We start from the raw sequence: 16,192 nt of genomic DNA on the forward strand, positions 1-16,192 counted from the left end.
ACTTACCTCGAGATCATCGAGGCAGCATGCGACGCCTGGCAGAAGCTCATTGCTCAACCAGAGACCATCACCTCAATCGGAATGCGCCAATGGGCTCATGTCGGTCAGACCCAATGACCGTTGGTATTATCCAAGGGATGCTTCACTTCATAATGACTGCCGCCGTGCCGTGCTATGCACGCGCGACCTTCATGTGGGGTTGGAATCAAGTCTTGCTATTGGGTGGCTTTGCATCGCATCGCTGCTTCCTCCACGATCTCTGGAATCGAGTGTAGGGTTCGGAACCATCTGCATTGAAGACAGCACGTGCGATATGTACCCGTCCGCGTCGGTTCAGCTTCGTGGATCTATCCTAGGGTAACTTCACTTAGATGCGGGGGATCCTATCTTTGTCTTTCGGCCGGGTTTCTTGGCCGACACGCCTGCCCGGCGGTTGGTTTTCCTAGAGGCCGCCGGTTTGGTGGCCGCGGCTTTCTTCCCGGGCTTTAGAAGCGCCCTGGGCTCGGAGGATTTGGTGGCTTTCCTCTGCTTTCGGCTCGATATTGGTTTCTGTTTCATCTTTGAGGCTGGCTCATTCTTGTCCTTGGGCAGGGTTTCTGGCTCTTCAAGGTCAAGGCCGAAAAGCGCCGAAAGATCTGCGCCGCCGAGGATCTTGTCGCTCTTGGCAGTCGTGCTGCTCGCAGGGGTGGCAGGTCCAGCGGAGACCTGTGCGATCAGTTCCTGTTGGTCGACGCCCCGCAATAGGAACAGCAGTTCGGGCCTGCTATCGAGGCGGGCTCCAACTCCGTACAAGGTGGCGGCCACATGCTTGCACATATAGGCGCCATCAGGACAACTGCATGACATGCTGATCGACTCAATCGCCGGAAACAAACCGTCGGCCGGGCGGCAGACACGGTCCATGACTGACTTAGACAACCGGCCCTGAAGGAGTTCCACCATGGAGTCGATGCTTGCCGAACAATCACGGCAGATGTCGTTCCATGTCTTTCCATCAAGCGATGCGATGATGATCTTGATTCTGTAGAGCGACGAGCCGCTGACTTGCGCCGAGATCTCGCCCTTCCCGATCTGCAGGTCGATGACGCAACTATGCCGCACATAACTGCGGCCACGCGGCAGACGGTTGGCATAATCGCTGTAGCGCTCAAGGTTTTCACACCAGGCCTTGCCCCAGAAACTCGTTGCGATCTTGCGCCCTTCGAGCACGACGGGAGACAGACCGCTTCCGGTCTTGCTTAGCGCTGCAAGGCGCCTTTCGGCTTGCTGCCGCTTCTCGGCAACGGAGAGTGTAGCTTTCCAGCGGAAGTAGCTCATCTCACTCGTCTTTCATGGCTGAGCCAAGGTCTAGTGTGACCAGGCGCATCAGTTCCGAGTCGCTCAGTTCGGTCAGAAGTACTTCTGCAACACCTTCGAGGATATCTCCGGCGAGCATCGACTTCTCCTCGATCATGCGATCGATCCGGTCTTCCACTGTTCCCTGGCATACGAATTTGTGAACGAGGACATTGCGCTTCTGACCAATGCGAAAGGCCCGGTCAGTTGCTTGGTTTTCGACGGCTGGATTCCACCAGCGGTCAAAATGAACGACATGGGAAGCTGCCGTGAGGTTCAGGCCAGCGCCTCCGGCCTTCAGTGACAGCACGAAGAAGGGAATTGACTCATTTTCCTGAAAGCGCCGCACCAGGTCCTTGCGTTTTGTCACCGCAGTCTCGCCGGTCAGCACGAGTCCCTCCCGTCCGAAAGTGCGGGCGAGACAAGACGCCAGTGGTGCGGTGATCTCCTTGAACTGGGTAAAGACAAGCACCTTTTCCTGACGCTCGGCGATCTGGCTGGCGATCTCCTTCAACCGCAGCAGTTTCCCGCTGTCGGCCTCACGCCACGCTGCATCGCCAAGCCATTGCGAAGGATGATTGCAGATTTGCTTGAGCCTCATCAAGGTTGTCAGAACGAGGCCCTTGCGCTGAATGCCACTGGCTTCCTGCAGGCGCTTGGCCAGTTCAGCGACGGTCTGCTGATAGAGGGCCGCCTGGAGCTTGGAGAGGGCACAAAATGTCTTCACCTCGGTCTTGTCCGGCAGGTCAGAGATGATGCTCTTGTCGGTCTTCATGCGCCGCAGAATGTAGGGCCGGACGAGGCTGCGAAGCGGACCATAGTCAACCCGCCCCGGAGTGGCGGGGCCTGCCTCGGTGCGTTCCGCCAGGCGCTTGATGAACGATGTGAATTCGCGTGCGGAACCAACAAGTCCCGGATTGATGAAGTCGAACAGCGACCATAGATCGCCAAGACGGTTCTCCACGGGCGTGCCGGTCATGGCGATGCGGGCATCGGCCTTGAGTTTCTTGACGGCCAAAGTCTGCTTCGTGTTGGCATTCTTGATGGCCTGCGCCTCGTCAAGAATGGCAAGACGCCAAGTTATGGCCTGGAACTCATCCATTCGCATCAGCGTGCCGTAGGTGGTGATGACGAGGTCAATGTCCGCCAATCTCTCGATCGTGAGGCCCTGCAGGTCCTCCCCGTTCATGACGGAAGAATGCGCTATCACGTATCTGAGACTGGGAGCGAAGCGCGCGATCTCGGCCGACCAGTTGCCGATCAGAGATGCCGGGACGACAAGGATGCTGGGTTTGGTGCGATGTGCTTCAGGGATCTTAGCGTGACCGCGTGCCTTTCCTTCTCGAAGTCCTGCATCCCGTTTCAAGACGAGCAGAAGCGAGATGACCTGTATGGTCTTTCCGAGGCCCATGTCGTCCGCAAGGCAAGCGCCAAGGCCAAGTCTGGTGAGCAGTGCCAGCCATGCGACGCCTTCCTTCTGATAGGGGCGCAGCGTTGCCTTCAGAGCCGGTCCCGGATCACTGGCGCCGTCCATAGCGGGCTGCCGCAGCGCTGCCAAAGTCTCGGCGAGCCATGGACCTGCGACCGTCTGGCTCCAGTCTGGTGACAGAATCTCTGGCTTGTTCCCTGAGCCGAGGCTTGCCCCTGACACCAGCCGCATCGCTTCTGTAAATGGCAGGCCTCCCTCGTCAGCGCGCCGCTCGACAGCCTCGAACAGCTCAAGGGTCCGGGCCAGCCGGTCCCGATCGATTTCGACCCACTTGCCGCGCACCAGGGCAAGCCCATCGGTCTGGGCCAGCAGTTGCTTCACCTCGTCCGCGGACAGCGTCTCACCGTCGAGCGATACCGCAAAATCGAAGTCCAGCATTGCATCGAGGCCCATGAGTGAGGGCGCCCGCGTTCCCACCGACGCCTGCACCTGGGGCCGGATGGGCCGTCCCATCTTCCAAGCCGCCGGCATGCGCAAGACGATGCCGGCACGCTCGAGGATCGGAGCGTCACGCAGAAACTGTTGTGCGTCTGCTGGTGTCCAGCGCAGCGGATGGTAGATTTCGCCGGAATCGACCATGGATTTCAGCCAGCCGCAGTCCCCGGCGGCTTTCTGAACCGGAAGCAAGAGGGACAGAAGTCTCTCCCTGTTGTCGGCGCCGGCATATTCTTGAAGCGCCCGGCCCAAGGGTACATGCTGCGCCTGCTTTCCATCAGACAGGCGGGAAGTATAGGTGGCCAGGAAGGCGAATGGGGACTCCTCATCCTTTCGGTTTTCGGCGAGGTTGAAGTGTACACGCCCGACGATGCTCCATGCCGGACCGCGTAGCCTCAGGAAATCAGCAAGCGTCTGACCGCTTTCGGTCAACTCCGCCGAAAGCGCTGCACCCATGCTCACCCAGATCTCAGCCAGGATGCCAGAAGTGAGGTATTCGCCACCGAACATCGGAGGCGCGCTGTTGGCTATTTCATCGAGTTCCGCCTTTCCGGGAACAGGCAGTTCGATGAGCGCGGGGCCAGAAACATCGCCGCGCTCGGGACGTGCGCAGAGCGCTGTCATGAACTGCGATCCGAAGTCACGCCAGAATGCCAGGTCGAAGGGAAGGGCGGCAGCGGTCGCATCGAGGGCGAGAGCGAGGAGACCATGACCATGGCCGCGAATGAATGCTCGCTCGATTTTCCCGTCAGCGGGCGAGGTCAATGCCAGCGTCTCCATGAGCCGCACCTGGCCGTGGGGTGTGAGCTGAACGGATCGGCCATCCAAACGAACGGATGAAACGGGACCGGTTGGGGCATCGCTAGCTGGCATTGCCAGACGGTAGAATGCACGCCGGTGTATGTCTAGCGGTGCATGTTGACCGCTGCGCCTGTTACGGTCTGGTCCTGACGCAGCGCGTCAGCATCCGTCAGCATGAACAGTATGCGCTTTTGGTCGCTTCCGTTTCACCGGGAAAGGCTGCCTCGCCCTTTCCATCGCTAGCCCCTCCCGCTGCGGCCTCGCGAGGATTGCCTCCACGATCTCCGCCGCCCGCCACGTCGCAAGGCCGACCTCTGGCGCTCGCAGCCTGCCGCGGATCTGGCCGGTGACAGCGGACACGATCTCAACCGCCGGGACCCGCGCCACTGGGCCTTGTCGCGCCATCTCTTCCGCTGGCGATAAACATCGCCTATTCATGCGCGAATGTTTGATTTGCAGGTTTCCAGGGACAGATGATCCGTATCGAAAGCGTCAGCAAGCAGAATGGCCACCAGATCCTCTTCATCGAGGCATCCGCTGCGTTGCACCGGGGTGAAAAGGTCGGCCTCGTCGGACCGAACGGTGCCGGGAAGACGACGCTCTTCCGGATGATAACTGGGACGGATGACCCTGATGAGGGACGGGTGTCTGTCGACCGCGGCATTTCAATTGGCTACTTCAGCCAGGATGTGGGCGAGATGAGAGGCCGCAGTGCCGTGTCCGAAGTGATGGACAGTGCGGGGCCCGTGAGTTCCGTCGCAGCTGAACTGAAGGAGCTTGAGGCGGCGATGGCCGACCCTGACCGTGCTGACGCGCTGGATGAACTCATCGAGCGATATGGTGAGGTTCAGGCGCGGTTCGACGAACTTGGGGGCTACGCGCTGGAAAGCCGCGCACGCGAGGTTCTGGCGGGTTTGAGCTTCAGCCAGGAGACGATGGATGGAGACGTTGGAGCGCTCTCCGGGGGATGGAAAATGCGGGTCGCCCTGGCGCGCATTCTCCTGATGCAGCCCGATGCCATGTTGCTGGATGAGCCCAGTAACCATCTTGATCTCGAAAGTCTCATCTGGCTGGAGGAGTTCCTCAAGGGCTATGATGGCATGCTCATGATGACGTCGCATGACCGCGAGTTCATGAATCGCATCGTCACCAAAATCGTGGAGATCGATAGCGGGGAGCTCACGACCTATTCGGGGGATTATGAGTTTTACGAACAGCAGCGCGCCTTGAACGAGCGGCAACAGCAGGCGGCATTCGAGCGGCAGCGGTCGATGCTGGCCAAGGAAATAAAATTCATAGAGCGTTTCAAAGCCCGGGCTTCGCACGCAGCACAGGTACAGAGCCGCGTGAAGAAACTGGAGAAAATCGACCGGGTGGAACCGCCCCGGCGGCGGCAGACCGTGCTGTTCGAATTTCCGCAAGCGCCGCGCTCGGGAGAAGACGTGGCAATTCTGAAGAATGTCTCGAAGCGCTATGGCAGCCGCAGCATCTATGAGAGGCTCGACTTTCAGGTTCGCCGCAAGGAGCGCTGGTGCGTGATGGGGATCAATGGGGCGGGGAAGTCGACACTGCTGAAGCTGGTGACAGGCAGCACTGAGCCGGATGAGGGGCGGGTGAGCCTGGGCGGTAGCGTGAAGATGGGATACTTCGCCCAGCACGCCATGGAACTGCTGGAGGGCGAACACACGGTGTTCGAGTCACTCGAGTCCGCGTTTCCACAAGCTGGTCAGGGTTCGCTCCGCGCGCTTGCGGGCTGCTTCGGTTTTTCCGGTGATGATGTTGAAAAGAAGTGCCGTGTTCTCTCAGGCGGTGAGAAGGCGCGCCTCGTCATGGCGAGGATGCTCTATGACCCGCCAAATTTTCTGGTGCTGGATGAGCCCACGAACCATCTGGACCTGTTTACGAAGGAAATGCTGATCAAGGCGCTTTCGGCTTACGAAGGGACCATGCTGTTCGTATCGCACGACCGGCACTTCCTCGCAGCGCTTTCCAATCGCGTTCTTGAACTCGTGCCTGAGGGTATTCATCAATATGGCGGCGGTTACACTGAATACGTTGCAAGCACGGGTCGTGAAGCCCCCGGTATTCACACCTGACACAGGGGCATATGGTTGACGCCGCACGGCACAGTGATTGCCATGACAAGGCAAGAGGCCATGTGTGGCCGGCGAACTCTTGACGGGTTCGCCGCAATCGCCACCGCCACAATCAAGAATATCGTCTCTATAGACCAGGACACTCCGTTGGCCGGGCGACGCCATGCCCGGCTTAGTTCGCTGGCGCATCATCGATCTGTGCCAGCGGGTATGGGAGGAGTTTCGCGTATCGGTCAGTGAAGACACCATCAGCGGCCAGTTGCGGGCAATGGGATACCGCAAGCTTTCGGCACGGCCACGCCATCATGCGCAAGCTGAGGGAGCGATTGAGGATTTCAAAAAACATTCCTGGCGAAGCTGGCGCAGATCGCAGAGCAAATGGATGTCTCCTCCCACATGATCGAGATCTGGTTCACGGATGAGACACGCATTGGATAAAAGCACAAGATCACCCTGCGCTGGCTAAACGCGGCACCCGCCCGTCCGCACCTCAGGATCAGCGAACCGCATTGGCCTCTATCTTCGGCGCCATCTGTCCGGTGGAGGGCAAGGGTGCCGCTCTCGTCTTTCCCCCCCTGCAACATCGAAGTGATGAACCTGCACCTCGCCGAAATCTCCTCCGAAGTGGCGCCGGGCCGTCTCAAGGTCACTGCCAACATCACGCTGATGGCGCTGCCGCCGCCCAAATGCCCCGAACGCAATCCCGCTGCGAACGTCTGGCAGTTCATCCGCGATTACTCGTTGCCCAACAGGATCTTCAAGCCCTACGAAGACATTCTCGACCACTGCTGTTCCGCCTGGAACAAGCTCATCGACCAACCTTGGCGCATCAAGTCCATCGGCCTCAGAGACTGGGTTCACGCGTCATGCACGGGCGAAATGGCAGTGAACAAGCTGTAATCTTGGCGTCAACCCTCAGAGAGCAGGGCGCAAAGGACTGTCTCGACAGCCAAATCCCTCTTTTCGATCCGCCGCCACCCGGGCGGTTGCAGAGCAAGGCAGCTCTCCTATAGCCTGCGGGTTCTGCTGGAGAACGGCGCCCGTGTTCATCGAAACGAAACTCCATCCGCCCGAACTGCGCAGCGGCCTCATCGAGCGCCCGGACCTTGAGCGGCAGCTCAGCCAGGTGATGCAGGGCAAGCTGACCATCGTCTCGGCGGCGGCGGGATTCGGGAAGAGCACGCTCCTTGGCCAGTGGCTGGGACGCCTGACCGGGGCTTGCTGGGGCTGGTTGTCGCTTGATCAGGGTGACAATGAATTGAGCCGCTTCCTCGAGTATCTGGTGGCGGCCTTGCAGCGGGCCGATTCCTCGATCGCGCGGGATGTTCCGGCACTGCTGAAGTCCAGTCCCGTCCTGCCCATCGACTCGGTCATGACAATCATCGTCAACGACCTCGCGCGCTACGGAAAGGATGTCGTGCTCGTCCTCGACGACAGCCATGTGCTGACGTCGCCCGGCATCACCGGCTTCCTCGAGGCGCTGCTGACCTATGCGCCGCCTGGCTTCCACCTGGTGCTGGCCACACGCGGCGAGATTCCGCTCAAGGTCGCCAACATGAGGGTGCGCGGCCAGATGGTGCGGATCGATGATGCAAGCTTGCGTTTCTCCCTGGCGGAGACGCGGGCCTTCCTCAACCGGCTGCGCGGCCTCGCGCTTTCCGAAGCGGACGTCGCATTGCTGCAGCACCGCACCGAGGGCTGGATTGCCGCGCTGCAGCTCGCTGCCCTGTCGCTCGAAAACCGCCCGGACAAGTCGGACTTTATCAACTCCTTTTCGGGAACCGACCGCGACATCGCAGACTTCCTGATGCAGGACGTGCTGGGCAGGCTTCCCGAGCCCGTCATCGATTTTCTGCTCAAGACCTCTGTGCTGGACCGCATGAGCGCGCAGCTGGTGGAGGCGGTGACGGGCCGCTCGGACGCCGCCGCCCTCCTGGGGGAGGTGGATCAGGCGAACCTCTTCGTCATCCGCCTCGACCAGCACCGTGTGTGGTACCGCTATCACCACCTGTTCCAGAACCTGCTGCTCTCGCTGCTCCGCCAGCGCCAGCCAGAACTGGTTGCCCAACTGCACCGCAAGGCTGCGCTGTGGCTGACCGGTAACGGCTTCACCGTCGATGCGGTGCACCACGCCCTCGCCGCGGGAGACAATGCGCTGGCGGCCTCGCTCGTTGAGACATGCTGCATGCCGCTGATCCGGGAGGGGCACATCACCCGCGTCCGGGCCTGGCTCGCCAGCCTGCCCGAGGACCTCGTGAACAGCCAGCCGCGGCTGCAGTTGGCCCAGGTCTGGATCCTGTTCCACATGAGCCGGGCCGTTCCGGCCGCCGCCATCCTGAAGTCCGCCCGCAATGATATCGCGCGGGCCGAGAAGGAGGGCAGCCTCAGTCCGCGCGAGCAGATGGAACTCCGCTCCGAACTGCAGGCTCTCACGGCGGGCGTCATCAGCGCCGCCGACCGCTCGCGCACCGCGGCCCGGCTGGCGCAGGCCTGGCTGGCGCGCTTTCCGGAGGGCCAGCATTTCTCGCGGGGCACGCTCGGCAACATTCTCGGCTTCTCCCTCTACTCGCTGGGCGAACTCGAGGCCGCCCGCCTCGCTTGCCTGCGGGCGCGCGACAGCCACGCGCTGGCGAACTCGGTGTTCGGGGTCGTCTATTCTGACCTCATTATCGGGCTCTCTGAGCAGGCCGCCGGCAGGCTCATGGCGGCGCATGAGCAGTTCTCCCGCGCCACCCGCCATGCCCGCGAGGCGCTGGGGCCTGGATCCTATGCGGAAGCCATGGTCGGCATCTTCGTCGTCGAGCTTCTCTATGAGTGGGACGATATTCCGGGTGCCGAGCGGCTGCTCGAGGAACACCGCCAGATCATCGAGGAATGCGGCCTCGTGGTGCATGAGATGGCCTGCAAGCTCAACGTGGCGAAGCTTGCCGCCTGCCGCGGCCGGAGCGATGAAGCGCTGAGCGTTCTGGAAAGCGCGGAACGCCAGGGCATGGCCACGCGCTACCGCAGGCTCTTCGCGGCCGCGCTGCATGAGCGGGTCCGCCTGCTGTTGCAGCGGGGCGATGCGGCGGCCGCGCGCCTGGCACTGAAGGGCAGGGGCATCGACGAGGGCTGGATTGCCTCGCCGCGCTCCTGGCGCCCCGCGTCAGAGCCGGAGCACATCGCGCTCGCCCGCGTGCTCAGTGCCGAAGGCCGCCCCGAGGCGGCCTTGCGCATCCTCGAAAGGCTGACGGAGCGCCTGCGCCGCGAGGGCCGGCTGCACCGCTTCGCCCAGGTGCGGGCCGTGGCCGCGGTGGCGGCCCACCAGTCGGGTGATGCCCTCTCTGCGCTCGCGGCGATCGTCGATGTGGTTTCGCTCTGTGCGCCCCAGAAGGCGGTGCGCACGCTGCTCGACGAGGGTGCCCCGCTGCTCGATGTGCTGGCCTTCGGGCGTGGCCGCATCCCCTCCTGGAAGACCGGGAGCGAGCCGGGGCAGTTCGTGGAACGTCTGCTCTCCGGCCACCAGCGGATCGAACGGGAGCAGGCGCTCGCCCGCAGCCGGCCGAAGGCCTCCCACTTCAGCCAGCGGGAGGCGGAACTGGCCCGGCTCCTGTCGCGCGGCCAGAGCAACCGAGAACTCGCTGCGGCACTGAACATGGCGCCCGATACGGTCAAGTGGCACCTCAAGAACATTTTCGGCAAGCTCGGCGTCTCCAACCGCACCCAGGCCGTGCTGCGTCTGCAGGAGTTTGGGTTGACTCAGAACGCCCCTCCGGCATCCTTACCCGAACGGGTGGGCTGAACAGCCACCCTTTACCTGCATGGGGCGGGACAAGGCGGAACCAGCCGGTTAGCCTTTGCCTGCCATCTTGGGAGGAAGTTGCGCATGGCCACTGGTTTCGTCTTCCACGAGCTCTACATGTGGCACAACACGTGGAACTGGGCGCAGGTCTTCGCGCCAAGCCTCACTGTGCAGCCGGGTGAGCATGCAGAGAACCCGGAGACCAAGCGCCGCTTCCGCAATCTCCTGGAGGTGTCGGGCCTGCTCGACCAGCTCGTCACCATCAAGGCGCGCTATGCCAGCGAGGACGAGATCGCCCGCGTCCACACCCGGGAGCACATCGCGCGGATCAAGGCCATGAGTGCCGAGAACGGCGGCGACGCCTCCAGCCTCACGCCTTTCGGCAAGGGCAGCTTCGAGATCGCCCAGCTGGCGGCCGGCGGCACCATGGCGGCCTGCGACGCGGTGATCGAGGGCCGCGTGAAGAACGCCTACGCCTTGGTGCGCCCGCCCGGCCACCATGCCACGGCCGACGTGGGCATGGGCTTCTGCCTGTTCGGAAATGTGGCCGTGGCCATCGCCCATGCGCGGGCCACCCATGGGCTGGGCCGCATCGCGACCGTGGACTGGGACGTTCACCACGGCAACGGCACGCAGTCGATTTTCTATGCCGATCCCACCACGCTGACGATCTCGCTGCATCAGGACAATCTCTTTCCGGATGCCTCCGGCAGCCTCGCGGAGCGTGGCGAGGGTGCGGGCGAAGGCTACAACATCAACATCCCGCTGCCGCCCGGCTCGGGGGATGGAGCCTATCTCGCCGCCTTCGAGCAGGTGGTGCTGCCCGCCCTCAGGCGCTTCAAGCCGGACCTCATCATCGTGCCCTCGGGCTTCGATGCCTCGGGCGTCGACCCGCTGGGCCGCATGATGGTCACATCTGAAGGCTACCGGGCGATGACCGGGCTTCTCATGCAGGCCGCCAGCGAGCTGTGCGGCGGCCGCCTGGTGATGTCGCATGAGGGTGGATACTCGCCGATGTATGTGCCTTACTGCGGGCTGGCCGTCATGGAGGAAATGACGGGCATCCGGACCGCCGTAGAGGATCCATGGAAGCCGCACATGGCCAAATGGGGCCAGCAGGCGCTCCAGCCACACCAGCAGCAGGCGATCGCCGCCGCTGCCCGCCTCATCGAGGCCATTGCCTGATTACAACGTGCATCTACAGACCAAGTGACAAACACAAGAAGGGGAAGGGAAGAAAATGACCAGCACGCTCTCAAAGCCCAACATCATTACAGGACGCCGCAATTTCCTGAAAGGCGCCGCAGCGCTCGGCGGAAGCGCTGCCATGCTTGCCGCCATCAATGATGGCGCACGCGCCGCGGGCGATCCCATCCCCGTGGGCCAGGCGGCCCCGCTCACAGATTTCGCCGCGGCGGACGGCGTCGAGTTCAAGAATGGCCTGACGCTTGCCTGCGAGGAGATCAACGCGCTGGGCGGCATTCTTGGCCGCCCGCTCGAGCCCTATTTCGAAGACACCAAGCAGATGGGCGACGCGACCAACGTGCAGGCCGTGCAGCGCCTCATCGACCGGCACGCGGTGCATGCCGTCATCAACGGCTACAACATCGGCTCTGGTGCTGCGATCCAGGACGTGATCGCCGACAGCGGGGTCATCTATGTTCACTACGACACAACCATCGGCCACAACAATCTGGTGAAGTCCGATACCGACCGCTATTTCGGCTCCTTCCAGGGCGATCCGCCGGAATACTGGTATGGTCCCGGCTTCCTGAAGTTCGTAGAGCAGCTTGAGGCGGCGGGTTCCTACAAGCGCGCCAACAACAAGATGGCGGTGATCCTCTCTGCCGGCGTCTATTCCGCCAACATCGCCAATGCCGTGAAGGAAAAGGCCGCTGAATACGGCTGGGAGATCACCCTGTTCGAAACGGTCAGCGTGCCGATCTCGGAGTGGGGCCCCACGCTTGCCAAGATCCGCCAGGATCCCCCGGCGGTGATCTGCATCACCCACTTCCTGCCGGCAGACCTGGCCCAGTTCATGGTGCAGTTCGCCCCTAACCCGACGAATTCGCTGGTTTACATGCAGTACGGCCCGTCGATTCCGGCCTTCCGCGACATTGCCAAGGATGCTTCCAAAGGTGTCCTCTATGCCACCGTGGTGGGCGCCCTGCAGGATGAGATCGGCACCGCTTTCGAGCAGCGCTACAAGGCCAAGTTCGGAGAGAATGCCGGCCATAACTCCGGCGCCCAGCCATATGATGGGTGCTATGTGTGGGCCACGGCTGCGGCCCTGGCCGGGGGCACGGGCGAGCCTGGCAACGACGCGCAGAACCGCAAGGTCGCCGAACGCATGCGGGCCCTCATCTGGCGCGGCGTCACGGGCGTTACCCGCTTCGTTCCCGGCGAGCAGTCAGCCTACACTTATCCCACGCAGACCAAAGATTCATCTCTCGGCATGCCGCACCAGTTCCTGCAGATCCAGGACCACACCAAGCCGGGGCTGCTGATCGCGCCATCGCCCTATGACACGACGCAGTTCATGCTGCCGCCCTGGATGAAGGCCTGAGCCCGAGACCACGCAGGTGACCGCCGCCAGACCGCCATTGCTGACCTGTGACAGGGTCTCCAAGCATTTCGGAGCACTGGCGGCGGTGAACAATCTGAGCTTCGATCTCCGGGAGGGTGAAGTCCTGGGGATCGGGGGTCCAAACGGGGCCGGCAAGACCACGCTGTTCGACGTGATCTCCGGCCTGAACCCCGCGACCGGCGGAACCGTGATGTTCGAGGGCAGGGACATCACCCGCCTCCCGCCAGAGGCGATCTGCCATGCCGGCATCGCCCGCACCTTCCAGCTCAACGCCTGTTTCGAATCGCTGAGCCTGCGCGACAATGTTCGCGTCGCCGCCTATTTCGGCCGGGACAAGCGCCGCTATCCCGGCCTGTCCGTCGGCAAGGAGGCTGACGAGCACGCGGGCGAGGCGCTCGCAACCGTGGGCCTCACGGGGAAGGACGATGTGCCCGCCGGCGCCCTTCCCGTGCTCGACCGCAAGCTTCTGATGCTGGCCGGTGCTCTGGCCACGCGGCCGCGCCTGCTGCTGATGGATGAGCCGGTGGGCGGCCTTAATCCCCGGGAGACGGATCACTTCATGGATGTGGTCCGCAGGATCGTGCAATCCGGCGTCACCATCATCCTGATCGAGCACGTGATGCGCTTTCTCGTCCAGCTGTCGAGCCGCGTGATCATCATGCATCACGGCGAGCGTATCTATGAGGGCCCGCCAAGGGGGCTCACCTCCGACCGCACGGTGATCGACGTTTACCTGGGCGAGGGCGCTTCGCAGCGGCTGGGCAGGCTGATGGAGGGGGGGACAGGATGAGCATCGCCCTCGCCGTCGAGAACGTTGCCTCCGGCTACGGGGCGCACCTTGTCCTGCGCGAGGTGTCGTTCAGTGTCGCGGAGGGCACGCTGGCCGCCCTGATCGGGCCCAACGGACATGGCAAGACCACGCTGCTCCGCACCATATCCGGGCTGGTGCCGAACCGCGCGGGCACGATCAGCCTCCATGGCACCCGCATCGACCGGATGCGGCCGGACGAGATCGTCGCCGCCGGGATCGTTCACGTGCCGCAGGGCGATCTGTTGTTCCCCGACATGACGGTGCTCGAGAACCTCCGCATGGGCGCCTATCTTCCGGAAGCGGCGCAGCTGGAAAGGCAGCGGTTGGAAGAGGTCTTCACCCTGCTGCCGAAACTCAAGGACAGGCGCAGCCAGACAGCGAGCACGCTCTCGGGCGGCGAGCGGCGCATGGTGGGCATCGGCCGGGGCTTGATGGCGGGTGGCAGGCTCCTGATGCTGGACGAGCCGTCGCTGGGCCTGGCGCCCATCGTGATCGACCAGATCTATGCCGTGATCGCGGCGCTGCGGAGCTCCGGCCGCACCATTGTGATCGTGGAGGAGAACGCCACGCGCATCGCCGAATTTGCCGACCGGCTTCACCTTCTCGACAACGGCCGCTTCGCCTGGACCGGCACCGGGGCGGAACTGATGTCGAGCCCCGAAATCCTCAGCGCCTATCTCGGAGGCTGACCGCAGTGGATGTCATCGTCCAGATCCTGTCCTCCGGCCTGACCATCGGCGCCATGTATGCCGTGTCGACCATCGGGCTCGCCCTCGTCTACGGTTCCCTCAACATGCTCAACATGTCCCACGGCGCACTGCTCGCCCTTGGCGGATATGTCTGCCTTTACGCGATGGCCTCCCTGGGGCTTCCAGCGCTTCTGGCGGTTCCTGCCGCCATGGCGGTATGCGGTGCGGTGGGGCTCCTGATCTATCATCTCGCCGCGCGGCCCATGCTGTCGTCCCGCAACTTCGAGACCCAGATTTTCATCGCCACCATCGGCATCGGTGCCGTGCTGGAGAACCTCATCCTCCGCACCTTCGGCCCGCAGCCGGTGGCCCAGCCCCTGAACCTCGCAGGCGCCATCGCCATCGGCGGTGTCTACATTCCAAGCCAGAACATCCTCATCCTCGCCGTGTCGGTGGCCATGATGGTGGCGGTGGCCATGCTCCTCAACAACACGCGGATGGGCCGCGCCATCCGCGCCACGGCGCAGAACCGCGACGCAGCACAGCTGATGGGCATCCGGATCGGCAAGGTCTATGCGCAGGTTCTGATGATCTCAGGGGCACTTGCCGCCATCTCCGGCATCATGATTTCCTCGCTCTCGGGGTTGTTGCCCAACATGGGCGGCGATCCCATGCTCAAGGCCTTCATCATCTGCGTGGTTGCGGGGCTGGGGAACGTCTATGGCGCGGCGGGTGTCGCCATTGCACTCGGCCTGCTCGAGGCGGCCATCCAGTATGTCTTCGGCGTGCAATACAGCTTCGCCATCCTGTTGCTGATCGTCATCGCCGTGCTGATCTGGCGGCCTGCGGGCCTGTTCGGCAAAACCCAGGTGGTGCGGCTGTGAGCAACAGGCGGCGTGACATTCTCATCGCGCTCGCGCTGGCCGCTGTGCTGGCGCTGGTGCCGCTCATCACCGGCACGCGCTATGTCCTCACCCAGATGACGCTGTTTTTCATCTGGGCAATCGTGGTGACGCAGTGGAACCTGGTGCTGGGCGTCGCCGGCATCTTCTCGCTGGCGCAGATGGCGCTTTTCGCGACCGGCGCCTATGCGACGGCCATGCTCGGCTATTATTTCGCCGTGCCCATCTTTCTGGCCATGCCGGTGGCGGGGCTGGTCACCGTCGCCGTCAGCGCGCTCATCGGGCTCGCCTGCCTGCGGCTGCGTGGGCCTTACGTGGCGCTTCTGACGCTCGCCATCGCGCAGGTCATCTATCTCATGGTGGTGAATGACACAGCCTGCTTCACCAATCCGCCTTCGGGCTGCTTGCCGCTCTTTGGCGGGGTGCGGGGCTTCTCGCGCTTCGGCGACCTCGGCTTTCGCGGGCTGTTGGGCTCCAAGTGGTATGTCGCGCATTACTATGTAGGGCTGGCGCTGGCCACGCTGGCGGTAATCTTCTCCATCGCCATCATCCGCGGGCCGCTGGGCCTCGCCTTCCAGGCCCTGCGTGACAATCCGGGCTATGCCATCTCGCGCGGCATCAGCAAGTTCAATTATCAACTCTGGGTGTTCAGCCTGTCCGCCTTCTTCACCGGTATCGCGGGCGCGTTCTATGCGGCGCAGTTTGGCGTGGTGGGCCCTATCGTCTTTTCGCTCGCAATGTTGCTGTTCCTGCTGTCGATGATCGTGGTGGGCGGCATGGGAACGGTCTGGGGGCCGCTCCTCGGCGCCGCCGTTCTCATGCTGGCGGATGAGGGGATGCGCGAATTCGGCGACTGGCGCGATATTGGCCTCGGCCTCATCCTGGCCGTGTTCGTGATCCTCTTGCCGAAAGGGCTGATCGGCCTGAGGAGCCGTTTCTCTGGTACGAGGTAGATCCCTGAGATTGCCGTGCCGCTCCCAAAGCTTCCGCGATCCGGAGCGGATGGACAACCTATTGAGAGATCACATCTAGAGCATGATCCGCAAAAGTGGAAACCACTTTTGCGAAAAGATCATGCTCAAGCCATTGAACTTGCGCGAGTTCTTTTCGACCAGGTGATTCCACCTGGTCGGAACGCGCGCTAGTGGATTGGCCGGGACAAAAGAGTCCGATTGAAGGTTCCCAACGGCTTGTTGACGTGCGAATCTTAAAGGATGCGCAATGGTATCAGTTTCACCGTTTCCGCCGCCGACTGTCAGCGTCTGC

11 protein-coding genes and 1 pseudogene are annotated in these 16,192 nt (G+C 62.7%); 9 read left to right on the forward strand and 3 right to left on the reverse strand.

Features of this window, described 5'->3' with window-relative positions; genetic code table 11:
• Nucleotides 1-363: 363 nt before the first annotated feature.
• Both ACILRA_RS08830 and ACILRA_RS08835 read right to left on the reverse strand, forming a co-directional pair.
• Nucleotides 364-1,317 carry an SWIM zinc finger family protein gene (locus ACILRA_RS08830; RefSeq protein ID WP_395661735.1) on the reverse strand — a complete coding sequence of 318 codons (954 nt, stop codon included), beginning with the start codon at nucleotides 1,315-1,317 and terminating at the stop codon, nucleotides 364-366.
• Between the two features lies 1 nt (nucleotide 1,318).
• A complete protein-coding gene (locus tag ACILRA_RS08835; RefSeq protein ID WP_395661736.1) occupies nucleotides 1,319-4,039 on the reverse strand; it encodes a DEAD/DEAH box helicase in 2,721 nt (906 codons plus the stop codon).
• Between the two features lie 494 nt (nucleotides 4,040-4,533).
• Between ACILRA_RS08835 and ACILRA_RS08840 the strand changes: the two genes are divergently transcribed.
• The 9 genes and pseudogenes from ACILRA_RS08840 to ACILRA_RS08880 all read left to right on the forward strand — a co-directional run bounded on the left by ACILRA_RS08840 (nucleotide 4,534) and on the right by ACILRA_RS08880 (nucleotide 15,879).
• Nucleotides 4,534-6,156 carry an ABC-F family ATP-binding cassette domain-containing protein gene (locus ACILRA_RS08840; protein WP_395661737.1) on the forward strand — a complete coding sequence of 541 codons (1,623 nt, stop codon included), beginning with the start codon at nucleotides 4,534-4,536 and terminating at the stop codon, nucleotides 6,154-6,156.
• A gap of 151 nt (nucleotides 6,157-6,307) precedes the next feature.
• Nucleotides 6,308-7,056: pseudogene (locus ACILRA_RS08845) on the forward strand (winged helix-turn-helix domain-containing protein); the annotation flags it as partial.
• A 142-nt stretch (nucleotides 7,057-7,198) separates the two neighbouring features.
• Entirely contained in the window at nucleotides 7,199-9,937 is a 2,739-nt protein-coding gene (locus ACILRA_RS08850) for a LuxR C-terminal-related transcriptional regulator (RefSeq protein WP_395661738.1), read from the forward strand.
• Nucleotides 9,938-10,021: 84 nt separating this feature from the next.
• Complete coding sequence (locus tag ACILRA_RS08855) at nucleotides 10,022-11,122, forward strand: class II histone deacetylase (RefSeq protein ID WP_395661739.1); 1,101 nt, start codon at nucleotides 10,022-10,024, stop codon at nucleotides 11,120-11,122.
• Nucleotides 11,123-11,177: 55 nt separating this feature from the next.
• On the forward strand, nucleotides 11,178-12,503 hold the full coding sequence (locus tag ACILRA_RS08860; RefSeq protein ID WP_395661740.1) for an ABC transporter substrate-binding protein: 1,326 nt from the start codon (nucleotides 11,178-11,180) through the stop codon (nucleotides 12,501-12,503).
• 16 nt (nucleotides 12,504-12,519) lie between these two features.
• On the forward strand, nucleotides 12,520-13,314 hold the full coding sequence (locus ACILRA_RS08865) for an ABC transporter ATP-binding protein (protein WP_395661741.1): 795 nt from the start codon (nucleotides 12,520-12,522) through the stop codon (nucleotides 13,312-13,314).
• Entirely contained in the window at nucleotides 13,311-14,024 is a 714-nt protein-coding gene (locus tag ACILRA_RS08870) for an ABC transporter ATP-binding protein (RefSeq protein ID WP_395661742.1), read from the forward strand. Before ACILRA_RS08865 ends, ACILRA_RS08870 begins: the two co-directional genes overlap by 4 nt.
• A 5-nt stretch (nucleotides 14,025-14,029) precedes the next feature.
• Nucleotides 14,030-14,908: a branched-chain amino acid ABC transporter permease gene (locus ACILRA_RS08875; RefSeq protein ID WP_395661743.1), complete on the forward strand. Its 879-nt coding sequence runs from the start codon at nucleotides 14,030-14,032 to the stop codon at nucleotides 14,906-14,908.
• Nucleotides 14,905-15,879 carry a branched-chain amino acid ABC transporter permease gene (locus ACILRA_RS08880; protein WP_395661744.1) on the forward strand — a complete coding sequence of 325 codons (975 nt, stop codon included), beginning with the start codon at nucleotides 14,905-14,907 and terminating at the stop codon, nucleotides 15,877-15,879. Before ACILRA_RS08875 ends, ACILRA_RS08880 begins: the two co-directional genes overlap by 4 nt.
• 75 nt (nucleotides 15,880-15,954) lie before the next feature.
• Here the strand turns inward: ACILRA_RS08880 and ACILRA_RS08885 are convergent.
• Nucleotides 15,955-16,192: hypothetical protein (locus tag ACILRA_RS08885; protein WP_395661745.1), on the reverse strand; the 238-nt coding region annotated here is incomplete at its 5' end.

The sequence above is a fragment of the Aestuariivirga sp. genome (genome assembly GCF_044239095.1).
Classification (GTDB): domain Bacteria; phylum Pseudomonadota; class Alphaproteobacteria; order Rhizobiales; family Aestuariivirgaceae; genus Aestuariivirga.